This window comes from Citrobacter sp. wls757, from assembly GCF_005280935.1.
GTDB classification, from domain to species: domain Bacteria; phylum Pseudomonadota; class Gammaproteobacteria; order Enterobacterales; family Enterobacteriaceae; genus Citrobacter; species Citrobacter portucalensis.
Genome location: NZ_SZWU01000039.1, coordinates 199169 through 212035, shown reverse-complemented (window position 1 = coordinate 212035; position 12867 = coordinate 199169). Strand labels below are relative to the sequence as shown.

General features: G+C 52.9%; 15 protein-coding genes. 8 read left to right on the top strand and 7 right to left on the bottom strand.

Going from position 1 to position 12867, the window contains the following annotated elements; genetic code table 11:
* Positions 1–99: 99 nt before the first annotated feature.
* Positions 100–666 carry a D-glycero-beta-D-manno-heptose 1,7-bisphosphate 7-phosphatase gene (gmhB, locus tag FDW94_RS11530; protein ID WP_137377603.1) on the bottom strand — a complete coding sequence of 189 codons (567 nt, stop codon included), beginning with the start codon at positions 664–666 and terminating at the stop codon, positions 100–102.
* Positions 667–855: 189 nt separating this feature from the next.
* Here gmhB and metN point away from each other — a divergent pair, with 189 nt between their 5' ends.
* The 6 genes from metN to proS all read left to right on the top strand — a co-directional run bounded on the left by metN (position 856) and on the right by proS (position 6450).
* Complete coding sequence (gene metN / locus FDW94_RS11525) at positions 856–1887, top strand: methionine ABC transporter ATP-binding protein MetN (protein WP_003829140.1); 1032 nt, start codon at positions 856–858, stop codon at positions 1885–1887.
* On the top strand, positions 1880–2533 hold the full coding sequence (locus FDW94_RS11520) for a methionine ABC transporter permease MetI (RefSeq protein WP_003018471.1): 654 nt from the start codon (positions 1880–1882) through the stop codon (positions 2531–2533). Before metN ends, FDW94_RS11520 begins: the two co-directional genes overlap by 8 nt.
* Positions 2534–2577: 44 nt before the next feature.
* Positions 2578–3393, top strand: a complete 816-nt coding sequence (metQ, locus tag FDW94_RS11515; protein WP_003829145.1) for a methionine ABC transporter substrate-binding lipoprotein MetQ — start codon at positions 2578–2580, stop codon at positions 3391–3393.
* A 116-nt stretch (positions 3394–3509) separates the two neighbouring features.
* Positions 3510–3914: an Rcs stress response system protein RcsF gene (rcsF, locus tag FDW94_RS11510; protein WP_003018477.1), complete on the top strand. Its 405-nt coding sequence runs from the start codon at positions 3510–3512 to the stop codon at positions 3912–3914.
* On the top strand, positions 3911–4618 hold the full coding sequence (tsaA, locus tag FDW94_RS11505) for a tRNA (N6-threonylcarbamoyladenosine(37)-N6)-methyltransferase TrmO (RefSeq protein WP_137377602.1): 708 nt from the start codon (positions 3911–3913) through the stop codon (positions 4616–4618). Before rcsF ends, tsaA begins: the two co-directional genes overlap by 4 nt.
* Positions 4619–4731: 113 nt before the next feature.
* Positions 4732–6450: a proline--tRNA ligase gene (proS, locus tag FDW94_RS11500; protein WP_003829149.1), complete on the top strand. Its 1719-nt coding sequence runs from the start codon at positions 4732–4734 to the stop codon at positions 6448–6450.
* Between the two features lie 44 nt (positions 6451–6494).
* On the opposite strand, the gene nlpE is transcribed toward proS, so the two are convergent.
* The 3 genes from nlpE to FDW94_RS11485 are packed head-to-tail and all read right to left on the bottom strand — an operon-like array spanning position 6495 to position 8188.
* Positions 6495–7193, bottom strand: coding sequence for an envelope stress response activation lipoprotein NlpE (gene nlpE / locus FDW94_RS11495; protein WP_085951559.1), 699 nt, complete (start codon positions 7191–7193; stop codon positions 6495–6497).
* A gap of 30 nt (positions 7194–7223) precedes the next feature.
* Entirely contained in the window at positions 7224–7646 is a 423-nt protein-coding gene (gene arfB / locus FDW94_RS11490) for an alternative ribosome rescue aminoacyl-tRNA hydrolase ArfB (RefSeq protein ID WP_032942412.1), read from the bottom strand.
* Positions 7643–8188 carry a YaeQ family protein gene (locus tag FDW94_RS11485; protein ID WP_137377601.1) on the bottom strand — a complete coding sequence of 182 codons (546 nt, stop codon included), beginning with the start codon at positions 8186–8188 and terminating at the stop codon, positions 7643–7645. The genes arfB and FDW94_RS11485 overlap by 4 nt, the downstream gene beginning before the upstream one ends.
* A 188-nt stretch (positions 8189–8376) precedes the next feature.
* Here FDW94_RS11485 and FDW94_RS11480 point away from each other — a divergent pair, with 188 nt between their 5' ends.
* A complete protein-coding gene (locus FDW94_RS11480) occupies positions 8377–8577 on the top strand; it encodes a YaeP family protein (RefSeq protein ID WP_003018499.1) in 201 nt (66 codons plus the stop codon).
* Complete coding sequence (gene rof / locus FDW94_RS11475) at positions 8564–8824, top strand: Rho-binding antiterminator (RefSeq protein WP_003018503.1); 261 nt, start codon at positions 8564–8566, stop codon at positions 8822–8824. The genes FDW94_RS11480 and rof overlap by 14 nt, the downstream gene beginning before the upstream one ends.
* Positions 8825–8866: 42 nt before the next feature.
* Here the strand turns inward: rof and tilS are convergent, their stop codons facing one another.
* The 3 genes from tilS to ldcC all read right to left on the bottom strand — a co-directional run bounded on the left by tilS (position 8867) and on the right by ldcC (position 12818).
* Entirely contained in the window at positions 8867–10162 is a 1296-nt protein-coding gene (gene tilS, locus FDW94_RS11470) for a tRNA lysidine(34) synthetase TilS (RefSeq protein WP_137377600.1), read from the bottom strand.
* 61 nt (positions 10163–10223) lie between these two features.
* Positions 10224–10613: a VOC family protein gene (locus FDW94_RS11465; RefSeq protein ID WP_008786273.1), complete on the bottom strand. Its 390-nt coding sequence runs from the start codon at positions 10611–10613 to the stop codon at positions 10224–10226.
* A gap of 66 nt (positions 10614–10679) precedes the next feature.
* Positions 10680–12818, bottom strand: a complete 2139-nt coding sequence (ldcC, locus tag FDW94_RS11460) for a lysine decarboxylase LdcC (protein WP_048236098.1) — start codon at positions 12816–12818, stop codon at positions 10680–10682.
* Positions 12819–12867: the final 49 nt, after the last annotated feature.

The window sequence follows — 12867 nt, the reverse complement described above, 5'->3', positions numbered from 1 at the left end:
TCCGCCGTGTCGATGGAGGCGCATTATAGGGAGTCGACTCAGGAAGACAAGCGGAAAAATGCATTTTTGTTTCAACCGCTCACCTTTTATCCACAACGCTTACTTTTGCTGCTTTTTGATCGCCATTGGCAGGTCTGCCAGACTATTTATGACCAAATCTGCCGCATTTTCTGCTTCCAGCGTGACGGGTTTGCCTGTGCGCACCAATACCTTCGTGCCAACATTCGCAGCTGTCGCCGCCTGCATATCTTCAATTTTGTCGCCTACCATATAAGAAGCGGCCATATCGATGTGCAAGAAGTCTCGGGCGGAGATAAACATGCCAGGATGCGGTTTACGGCAGTCGCAGACCTGACGATACTCTTCTACAGTACCCTGCGGGTGATGCGGGCAGTAGTAGATACCATCCAGCTCAACGTCGCGATCGGCCAGCGACCAGTCCATCCATTCGGTCAACGTTTCGAACTGCGCCTCAGTAAATTTACCACGCGCGATACCAGACTGGTTCGTCACGATAATAAGCGCGTAACCCATCTTTTTAAGTTCACGCATGGCATCAATAACGCCGTCGATAAACTCAAACTCGTCGATCTCATGTACATAACCGTGGTCCACATTAATGGTACCGTCACGGTCGAGAAAAATTGCGGGTACAGACTTTGCCACCTTTTATAGCTCCTGAATAAGGCATGTGACTCTAGTATCGCATGTTTCAGCGGGCAAGAAAGTGCTCATCGTGCAAAGCCCGATTGATTTAGACGTCTGGATGCCTTAACATCCATCTTGTTGACGGCTTCGACCGTACCTGACAGACGAAAATGCCACGGCTAACTTAATTACGATAATAAATAACCAATGATTAAACTTTCGAATATCACCAAAGTGTTCCAGCAGGGGACTCGCACCATTCAGGCGCTAAATAATGTCAGCCTGCATGTTCCTGCCGGGCAGATTTATGGCGTTATTGGCGCCTCCGGCGCCGGTAAAAGTACGCTCATCCGCTGCGTTAACCTACTCGAACGCCCTACCGAAGGCAGCGTTCAGGTTGGCGGTCAGGAGCTGACCACGCTTTCTGAGTCGGAGTTGACTAAAGCTCGCCGTCAAATCGGCATGATTTTTCAGCACTTTAACCTGCTCTCTTCCCGTACGGTGTTCGGTAACGTCGCACTACCGCTGGAACTGGATAACACGCCAAAAGAAGAGATCAAACGCCGCGTAACAGAACTGTTGGATTTGGTTGGTCTTGGAGACAAGCACGATAGCTACCCGGCCAACCTTTCCGGTGGACAAAAACAGCGTGTGGCGATCGCCCGTGCGCTGGCAAGTAATCCCAAAGTGTTGCTGTGCGATGAAGCCACCAGCGCACTCGATCCGGCAACGACACGCTCGATTCTGGAATTATTGAAAGATATTAATCGTCGTCTGGGACTCACCATTCTGCTGATTACTCACGAGATGGACGTTGTAAAACGTATTTGTGACTGCGTGGCGGTCATCAGTAATGGTGAACTGATTGAGCAAGACACCGTTAGTGAAGTGTTCTCACACCCGAAAACGCCGCTGGCACAGAAATTTATCCAGTCCACGCTGCACCTGGATATTCCGGAAGATTATCTGGAACGTTTAAAAGCGGAGCCGGAAGCCGACAGCGTGCCGATGCTGCGTATGGAATTCACCGGTCATTCGGTCGATGCACCGCTACTTTCTGAGACGGCCCGTCGCTTTAATGTGAATAACAACATTATTAGCGCGCAGATGGATTACGCCGGCGGTGTAAAGTTCGGCATCATGCTGACTGAAATGCACGGCACACAGGAAGATACACAAGCAGCCATTAGCTGGTTGCAGGAACACCATGTAAAAGTAGAGGTACTGGGTTATGTCTGAGCCGATGATGTGGCTGCTGGTTCGCGGCGTATGGGAAACGCTGGCAATGACCTTTGTGTCCGGTTTTTTTGGCTTTGTGATTGGTCTGCCGGTCGGCGTGTTGCTGTACGTAACGCGTCCGGGGCAAATTATTGAGAACGCGAAGCTCTACCGTACGCTCTCTGCGCTGGTGAACATTTTCCGTTCCATCCCGTTCATCATCTTACTGGTGTGGATGATTCCGTTCACCCGCATGATCGTAGGCACCTCTATCGGACTGCAGGCAGCTATCGTTCCGCTGACCGTCGGTGCCGCGCCGTTTATCGCCCGTATGGTGGAAAACGCGCTGCTCGAAATCCCGACCGGGCTGATAGAAGCCTCTCGTGCGATGGGCGCCACGCCGCTGCAAATTGTACGTAAGGTATTACTGCCAGAAGCGCTGCCAGGACTGGTCAATGCGGCCACCATCACCCTTATCACGCTGGTTGGTTACTCCGCGATGGGCGGTGCCGTCGGTGCCGGTGGTCTTGGACAGATTGGCTATCAGTACGGCTATATTGGTTACAACGCTACCGTAATGAATACAGTACTGGTATTGCTCGTCGTTCTGGTTTATTTAATTCAGTTATCCGGCGATCGCATCGTCCGGGCTGTCACGCACAAATAACGTTGCACACAACACTAAAAACTCATTAAGAAAAGGAAATAAGCATGGCGTTCAAATTCAAAACCTTTGCGGCAGTTGGAGCCCTGATCGGTTCTCTGGCACTTGTGGGTTGCGGTCAGGATGAAAAAGATCCTAATCACATCAAAGTGGGCGTTATTGTTGGCGCAGAGCAGCAGGTTGCAGAAGTCGCGCAGAAAGTGGCAAAAGAAAAATACGGTCTGGACGTTGAGCTGGTCACGTTTAACGATTACGTTCTGCCTAACGAAGCGCTGAGCAAAGGCGATATCGATGCTAACGCCTTCCAGCACAAACCATACCTGGACCAGCAGATCAAAGATCGTGGTTACAAGCTGGTTGCTGTAGGCAATACTTTTGTTTACCCGATTGCGGGCTACTCCAAAAAAATCAAATCACTGGATGAGCTGCAGGACGGTTCCCAGGTCGCGATTCCAAACGACCCGACTAACCTTGGCCGTTCCTTGCTGCTGCTGCAAAAAGTGGGCTTAATCAAACTGAAAGACGGTGTTGGCCTGCTGCCAACCGCGCTGGACGTGATTGAAAACCCGAAAAACCTGAAGCTGGTTGAACTGGAAGCACCGCAACTGCCGCGTTCCCTGGACGATGCACAAATCGCACTGGCGGTCATCAACACCACCTACGCCAGCCAGATCGGCCTGACTCCGGCAAAAGACGGTATCTTTGTTGAAGATAAAGATTCCCCGTACGTGAACCTGATTGTAACTCGTGAAGACAATAAAGATGCTGAGAACGTGAAGAAATTCGTTGAAGCATACCAGTCTGACGAAGTGTACGAAGCAGCAAACAAAGTCTTCAACGGCGGTGCTGTTAAGGGCTGGTAATTTTAGGCTGTTTACAGAATCTGTAATATCATCAGGACGGGCGCTTGCCCGTCTTGTCATTTATGCAAGCACCTGATTCAATATCTGACGTTTAGATCATTCATTGAGGAAATATTATGCGTGCTTTACCGATCTGTTTAGTAGCACTCTTGCTGAGCGGCTGTTCTATGTTAAGCAGATCCCCTGTTGAACCCGTTCAAAGCACCGCAACCCCGCCGAAAGCGGAGCCGGAAAAACCGAAAGCACCGCGCGCTACGCCGGTAAGAATCATTACTAACGCTGAAGATTTAGTAGGCAAACCGTTCCGCGATCTTGGCGAAGTTAGCGGTGAATCCTGCCAGGCTTCAAACCAGGATTCCCCTCCGAGCATTCCAACCGCACGCAAACGCATGCAGATTAACGCATCAAAAATGAAAGCTAATGCGGTATTGCTGCACAGTTGCGAAGTGACCAGCGGAACGCCGGGTTGCTATCGTCAGGCGGTTTGCATCGGTTCTGCACTGAACATTTCGGCGAAATGAGCCATTTTCAGTTCGAGCAAATAGGCGTTATCCGCTCACCTTATAAAGAAAAGTTCGCCGTTCCACGCCAGCCCGGTCTGGTGAAAAGCGCCAGCGGTGAACTGCATTTGCTCGCACCTTATAACCAGGCCGATGCCGTTCGCGGCCTGGAAGCCTTCAGTCATTTGTGGGTGATTTTTGTTTTTCACCAGACAATGGAAGGTGGATGGCGTCCGACCGTGCGCCCTCCCCGCCTTGGCGGCAACGCCAGAATGGGTGTCTTTGCCACGCGTTCAACGTTTCGTCCCAACCCTGTTGGCATGTCGTTGGTTGAGCTACGGGGCATCCGCTGCCATAAAGAGCACGTGATCCTCGAACTCGGTGGGCTGGATCTCGTTGATGGCACGCCAGTCGTAGATATAAAACCGTATCTGCCTTTTGCCGAATCGTTACCCGATGCTCGCGCCAGCTATGCTCAGGATGCCCCCCAGGCCAGCATAGACGTGACGTTCAGTGAAGATCTCGCGGAGCAGCTACCGAAGCTCGAACAACGTTACCCGCATCTTCGTCAGTTTATTGCCGAAGTGCTGGCGCAGGATCCGCGTCCTGCCTACCGTAAAAACGAGGAAGAAGGCAAAACCTACGCCGTCTGGCTGCTGGACTTTAACGTCCGCTGGCGCGTCACGCCGTCAGGATTTGAGGTCTTTGCTCTGGAAGCCCGCTAATTTGCGTCGCGTACTCTTTTGACATCCCTTTCTCGCTGGTAAACTAAACCACTTTTGTTTTGTGCCAGGCTCGTTTTGAGCCTGTTCGATCGTTCAACTGGAACCGTAACAACATGCGTACTAGCCAATATCTGCTCTCCACTCTGAAGGAGACACCTGCCGACGCCGAAGTCATCAGCCACCAGCTGATGCTACGCGCCGGGATGATCCGCAAGCTGGCCTCCGGGTTATATACCTGGCTGCCGACCGGCGTGCGCGTCCTGAAAAAAGTCGAAAACATCGTGCGTGAAGAGATGAACAACGCCGGTGCGATCGAGGTGTTGATGCCGGTCGTTCAGCCTTCTGAACTGTGGGAAGAGAGCGGCCGTTGGGAACAATACGGCCCGGAACTGCTGCGAATTGCTGACCGTGGCGATCGTTCGTTCGTCCTCGGCCCAACGCATGAAGAAGTGATCACCGACCTGATCCGTAACGAGCTGAGCTCTTACAAACAGCTGCCGCTGAACTTCTATCAGATTCAGACCAAATTCCGTGACGAAGTCCGTCCACGCTTCGGCGTGATGCGCTCCCGCGAATTCCTGATGAAAGATGCATACTCTTTCCACACCTCTCAGGAATCCCTGCAGGAAACCTACGACGCGATGTACGCTGCGTATAGCAAAATCTTCAGCCGTATGGGGCTGGATTTCCGTGCAGTACAAGCGGATACCGGTTCTATCGGCGGCAGCGCCTCTCACGAATTCCAGGTGCTGGCGCAGAGCGGCGAAGACGATGTGATCTTCTCCGACTCCTCTGACTATGCGGCGAACATCGAATTTGCCGAAGCCGTTGCGCCGAAAGAGCCGCGCGCGGCAGCAACCCAGGAAATGACGTTGGTAGATACGCCGAACGCTAAAACCATCGCCGAACTGGTTGAGCAGTTCAACCTGCCTATCGAAAAAACCGTGAAAACCCTGCTGGTGAAAGCGGTTGAAGGCAGCAGCTACCCGCTGGTCGCCCTGCTGGTTCGTGGCGATCACGAGCTGAACGAAGTCAAAGCGGAAAAACTGCCGCAGGTTGCCAGCCCGCTGACCTTTGCCACCGAAGAAGAAATTCGTGCGCTGGTAAAAGCAGGTCCTGGCTCGCTCGGCCCGGTGAATATGCCAATTCCGGTGGTTATCGACCGTACCGTTGCAGTAATGAGCGATTTCGCTGCCGGTGCCAACATCGACGGTAAACACTATTTCGGTATCAACTGGGATCGCGACGTGGCCACCCCGGAAGTTGCTGACATCCGTAACGTGGTCGCCGGCGACCCTAGCCCGGACGGCAAAGGTACGCTGATGATCAAACGCGGTATCGAAGTCGGCCACATCTTCCAGTTGGGTACCAAGTACTCTGAAGCGATGAAAGCCGCTGTTCAGGGCGAAGATGGCCGTAACCAGACGCTGACTATGGGCTGCTACGGTATCGGGGTCACTCGCGTAGTCGCTGCTGCTATTGAACAGAACTTTGACGATCGTGGCATCGTATGGCCAGACGCCATCGCCCCGTTCCAGGTCGCTATTCTGCCAATGAACATGCACAAGTCCTACCGTGTGCAGGAGTTGGCTGAAAAGCTGTACGCTGAGCTGCGCGCGCAGGGTATCGAAGTGCTGATGGACGATCGTAAAGAGCGTCCGGGCGTGATGTTTGCCGATATGGAACTGATCGGTATCCCACACACCATCGTGCTGGGCGACCGTAACCTCGACAACGACGATATCGAATACAAATACCGTCGTAACGGCGAGAAAGAGCTGATTAAAACCGGCGACATCGTCGACTTCCTGGTCAAAGCCATTAAAGGCTAATACCAACAAAAAGGCCCTGATTATCAGGGCCTTTTTTCTATCGATTAATTACACGCTTTACCAGGGATAAATTTCGCGTCTTTATCCGCCATCAACGTTTTCACTTTCTCACCCGTATCCGGGTTTGACTCCAGCGTGAAATGCGCCTCAAGCGTCAGCAGTACGGACTGTCCGTTTTCCGCACGAGCGGCTAAATAGTCGCGTTCAAGCTGAGCATTATTCGCCACCGGCATCCGTTTACCCGTTGCGCAGTCGGTAAAGATTGCCGCGTCAGCCATATAGAAATACATGCCTCGCATCGGCATTGGCGTCACCGGTAAGCTGGCGGAAACCGGCTGGAGCGTGTAGTTAAACTGTGACTCAATCGGGTTACCTTCACGATCGAGCATTTCCAGCGCCTCGCCTTTAGCCCGGTAGTACGATTTTTCACCTTTGCTGTCGGTCAGCACCAGTTTGTCGGCTGTACGCGCCCATGTGCCATAAGAGGCAAATGAAGACGGTTCATCCCGCACGCCCTGATAGCGTTCGTTCATCACCCATGTACCGTCTTTTTCCAGAAACAGAGAGGTTTCAATCCCTTCGCAGTCCGCGCAAGGTAAGATGCCACGCCAGCTTTGCTGCATCGGTTTTAATTCTGCCGCCCGCGTCGGCTGTAGTACTTCAACTTCAGTACGGTTATTACAGCCGATCAAGGAAAAAAGCGTGCATGCAGCGACCACGGACAATATTGCTGTTTTCACTATCAATTCCTTATTAATTTTTATTCCCGCTCGTCAGTCTTGCGTTCGACGAACTCTCCCGCGCAGTGCTTTCACTGTGGATTTTTGCGCCTTCGATGACAACCTGCGCTCTTTCGAGGCGCGCGTAGGGCGAGTTGCCTGTCGGCTTTTTTGCACCGCGGTTAATTCTTTTATCACCGCCACCAGTCGGGAGATTGCCGCTTCCCGATTGAGCTCCTGGCTACGGTATTCCTGCGCCTTAATGATAATAATGCCATCGCCGCTAATCAGATGATGGCTGGCGGCCAGCAGGCGTTCCTTGTAATACTCTGGCAGGCTCGAGGCCCGAATGTCAAAGCGCAAATGGATAGCCGTCGAGGTCTTGTTAACGTGCTGACCACCCGCGCCTTGTGCCCGAATCGCCGTGATTTCCAGCTCATTATCAGGGATAGAGACGTTTCGGGAGAGAACAATCATGAACGCGGCTGCCACGCGGTCAGATGAATTTCCAGATTGTTCTGAGAGTCGGACAGCCAAATAGCGCCGTCCTGAATAGTCGCCTGCAGCGCCATTGTACGACCAGCAAAATCACTCAGTTGCGCCAGCTGTTCATCATCCAGATACCACACGGTGAGATTTTTAAACTGCGCACATTTGTTCTGGTTTTGCTGCCACCAGATCTGAGCCGCACGGCTGTTGTAGGCAAACAGAGCAACCTCACCAGACTGGGTACAGGCTTTCTTGATACGGCGCTCATCCGGCAGACCCAGCTCAATCCAAAGATCGATGCCCAGATGGTCGTTACGCAGCCATGCTTCAGGCTCGTCTTCCGCGCTCAGGCCACGCGTGAACTGCAGCCGTTCATCGGCATATTTAATCCAGGCCAGCAGGCGCAGCATCATACGATCCTGGGTTTCAGAGGGGTGACGCGCCAGCGTCAAGGCCGCGTCAAGAAACTGGTTGCGGTCAAGATCCGCTACGTTGACGACGGCTTTATAAATTGTCGCTTTAAGCGCCATGGGAGAACTCCTTTCGAATCAGGCGCACATTGTAGCGAAAACTGCGGCAAAAGGCTGCTAACTGCTCATCTATCAAGGCGCTGATATTGCTTGAATGAGTATGGTATAGTCACCTTGCTAAACAGAGTTTATCTTCGTAGGCTTAGACTTGCATCCACGGTTAAGTCAGAGTGCTGACAGGAGGGCATGTGGAAAAATATTGTGAGTTAATACGCAAGCGGTACGCGGAAATCGCCAGCGGAGACTTAGGGTATATCCCGGATGCGCTGGGTTGCGTATTGAAGGTGCTTAATGAAGTGGCGGCAGACAGCGCCCTTCCAGAGTCGGTCAGGGAAAAAGCGGCCTATGCTGCCGCGAACTTACTGGTGAGCGATTATGTCAATGAATGAAACGTATCAACCCATCAATTGCGATGATTACGACAATCTTGAACTCGCCTGCCAGCACCATTTGTTACTGACGCTGGCGTTAAAAGATGGCGAAGTTTTGCAGGCGAAAGCGAACGACCTGGTTTCACGCAAAAACGTGGAGTATCTGGTCGCAGATGTCGCAGGTGAAACCCGGGAGCTTCGCCTCGACAAAATTGCCAGCTTCAGCCACCCGCAGATCGGTACCGTGGTGGTCAGCGAATCCTGATTATTTTGGTGCCGGATGACGGTGCAAAGCACCTTATCCGGCCTACTTTCCACGCCAAACCAGACTCACGCCTTCTTCATCTTCCGCCGCTCCCTCACGCGTCACGAAAACACCCGCAGCCGCAATCAACGTTTCGCCGTAAAACAGCATCGGTGTGGTATCTCGTCGCCAGGGTGGAATCCCCTGCTCCTGCCAGATTTTCTTTAATTTCCGTCCACCGTTACGCCCGACAATATGCAATAACCCTGGTGCTTTGAAACGAATGCTGACAGCTTCATCCGCTTGCGGCATGCGCAATTCACCCGCAGAAATTAACTGAACCGAACCCAATCCGGCAGGCAGCGCCAACGGTGTTTTCCACTCTAACCATGGGATAACGGTTTCGCTTTGCCCATCGACTGACTTCACCCACCACAGCTGTGACTGATAACGACGGACCTCGTACTCCCCGAGGCGAAAACAGGGTGAGGCATCTTCCCGCGCCAGCGCCACTTCCTGCCAGATACGTTCCAGTCCATCACGAGAAGGCATCGGCGCATTTAACCCCGCCAGCCAGCGACGAAGCAGCGCGGCACGACGCACGTCGCTCATCATCATTAACGGTACCAGTAGCAGTGTGCCGTGGACTGTGATGCAATCGGCTAAATCGCTGGCCAGCAGTTCATCCAGTAAACTCTCCTGCTCAGCACACAGCGCGGCGCTGCGGGCTACGGCTTGCGCGAAGTGCGGCCAGCGCTGTTGCAGCAATGGGGTAACGCGCAATCTGAGGAAATTGCGATCGTAGGTATCATCCTGATTGCTTTCATCTTCAATCCAGCATAATTCATGCTGCCGTGCCCATGTTTCAAGCGCCTCACGCGTTTGCGCCAGCAGCGGTCGAATCAGTTGGGTTCCGGCGAACGGTGAACATTCGCCCATGGCGGAAAGTCCGGCAGGGCCGCTGCCGCGCTTAAGCGCCAGCAGAAAGGTTTCACACTGGTCATCGAGATGCTGGGCGGTCATTAGCACCTCGCCCGGTAATAAGGTCTGCGCAAATGCCTGATAGCGCGCGCGTCGTGCCTGAGCTTCGATGCCCAGACCATCATCCTCAAGGTGTACCCGCTCAACCACCAGCGGCACCTGCCACTGCATACATACTGACTCACAGTGCTGCACCCAACTGTCTGCATGTGGGCTTAATCCGTGATGAATATGGATTGCGCGTAAAGCGACCTCAGGATGCTGCGCTCGCCACTGCACCAGCTGATGCAGGAGTACGGTTGAGTCCAGCCCGCCGCTAAAGGCGACCAAAATCGATTGAGAATTCAGCAGTGAAGTGTTCAGCGTGAGTGTCGTCATGATGGTTACTTACAATGGCATTGCCCGGCACGTTACCGGGCTAACGCCACAATGACAAGCCTTACATCTCGTACAGTTCGAGGGGCAATCCGTCCGGATCGTTGAAAAACGTAAAGCGTTTACCGGTAAATGGATCGATACGTATGGATTCACACTTCACGTGGTGTGCTTCCAGATGCGCGATCGACTTTTCCACATCCTCCACGCTGAACGCCAGATGACGCAAACCGCAGGCTTCCGGTCGGCTCGGACGGCAAGGTGGAAACGGGAAAGAAAAAAGCTCAATCACATACTGGCCGTTCAATGCCAGATCGCCTTTCCACGAGTCTCTCTCTTCCCGATAGGCTTCGCTCATCAGTGTAAAGCCAAGCACATCGCAGTAAAATGCCTTACTCGCCGCGTAGTCCGTCGCAATAATGGCAATATGGTGAACCTGTTTTAATCCCAGCATAGCGTCATCGCCTCTTTCATTTTTCTGTCAGCACGTTACTCGTATGTCTTAGGGTCAGGCAAGTCGTTATGCCATTTTTAAGACTCTCACGCGATACACGCCATCCTCGCCCAGTTTAGCGCCATGGATATCGGTTTCAAATCCCGGGTAGCGCTGCCCCACTGAACACAGCATCAGAAGAAAATCGAGGACAGCCCGGCTTTTGGCAGTGATCATTTCCCCGGGCATCAAGAGCGGCACGCCTGGAGGATAAGGCAGGATCATATTGGCGGACACGCGTCCTACCAGTTGATCAAGCGCCACGGTTTCCACCTCACCTTTGATCTGCCTCTGCCAGGCCTGGTGCGGTGTCATTTTCATTTCCGGCAAGGTATCAAATGCCCGCAGCATCAGTCCGGAGAGATCGTGCTGGCGGATCAGCTTATGGATCCCCTGTGCCAGATCCTGAATACGCATATTGCGATAGAAATCGGGATCTTCAGCATACAGATCCGGCAGCATATTTTTCACGCGTAAATTCAGATCGTACGAGCGCTTAAATTCCGTCAAGCCACGTAGCAGCCCCATCGCCCGGGTTTTATCTATGCCAATACTGAACAGGAATAACAGGTTATACGGTCCCGTTTTTTCGACGACGACGCCGCGTTCATCAAGGAATTTCGCCACCAGCGCCGCGGGGATCCCCTCTTCGCTCATATTTCCCTGTTCATCCATTCCCGGCGTCAGAATCGTGACCTTCACAGGGTCGAGGAACATGTGGTCGGCATCAGCATCAACAAATCCGTGCCAGTCTTCACCTGGCGCTACCGGCCAACATTCTGCTTCATCGACCTTTTCCGGCTGCCAGATATCAAAGAACCAGCCATCCGACTCTTCGCGCAGACGCTGCACTTCTTTACGGAAATGCAGCGCCCGTTCCACCGAACGATTGATTAACCGCTTGCCGGAATTGCCACGCAGCATTGCCGCCGCCGTTTCTATCGACGCCACAATCGGATAGCTCGGAGACGTGGAGGTGTGCATCATAAAGGCTTCGTTGAACGTGTCTTCATCATAGTCACCCTTAATGTGGATCAGCGAAGCCTGTGACAACGCCGCCAGCATCTTGTGGGTGGACTGGGTTTCAAATATCACCTTTCCCGGTACCCGTTCGCCGCTCATCCCGCTTTTCCCCTGATAGATCGGATGAAAATGGGTATATGGCACCCAGGCTGAATCAAAATGGATGGAGGACACATCCAGGGTTTGCTTGATCCAGTTGGTGTTATAAAGCAGCCCGTCATAGGTGGAGTTGGTGATCACCGCGTGTACCGGCCATTGCGCCTGAGTCGTCTCTTCTACCTTGCGTTCAATACTTGCACGGGTAAATTCCCGACGGGGTATACCGCCGAGGATCCCCAACGCGTTACGCGTAGGCTTCAGCCAGATTGGCACCACATCGCTCATCATCAGCAAATGCGCCAGCGACTTATGGCAGTTGCGGTCAATCAGTAACGTACTGCCTGCAGGCGCAGCATACATGCCGACAATCTTGTTCGATGTCGAGGTGCCGTTGGTCACCATATAGCTCTGTTCGGCACCAAAAGTACGCGCGATGTACTCCTCCGCTTCGAGGTGTGGTCCGGTATGATCAAGCAATGAACCCAGTTCGGTTACGGAAATGGACACGTCGGCTTTCAGCGTATTGCCGCCAAAGAAATCATAGAACAGGCAGCCGACCGGGCTTTTCTGGTACGCCGTACCCGCCATGTGCCCGGGCGTACAGAAGGTATACTTTCCTTCCTTCACATAGGTAAACAGCGCCTTGGTGAACGGAGGCGTGATGTTATCGAGGTATTCGCTGGTGTACTGGCGAATGCGGGTGGCAATGTCTTCAGACTGACCCAGCGCATACTCAAAAAACCACAGCGCCATGCGCAGGTCGTGCGCACTGACATCCATCGTCGAATGGGTATTAATAAAGGCGTAGAGCGGGAGATACTCGTTGAGCTGGTTGATGTCACTGCACAGCTCCAGGCTATATTCATCCCAGTCAAAAATGACGCCGCAAATTCGCGGGTTGTGTTCGATAAACTTCAGCAGGTCAACGCTATTCTGCGGCCAGATAATCTGAAATCCCTGCTGTTGCAGCGCACGTTCAAGTTCCTTGATGGGCTCATCTTTATAAAAGACGCCATGCGGTCCCATGATGGCAATGATATTCATGCGTTCCTCCTGGAAAAACCTTAGTTAATCATAGCCTGGCCAAACCACA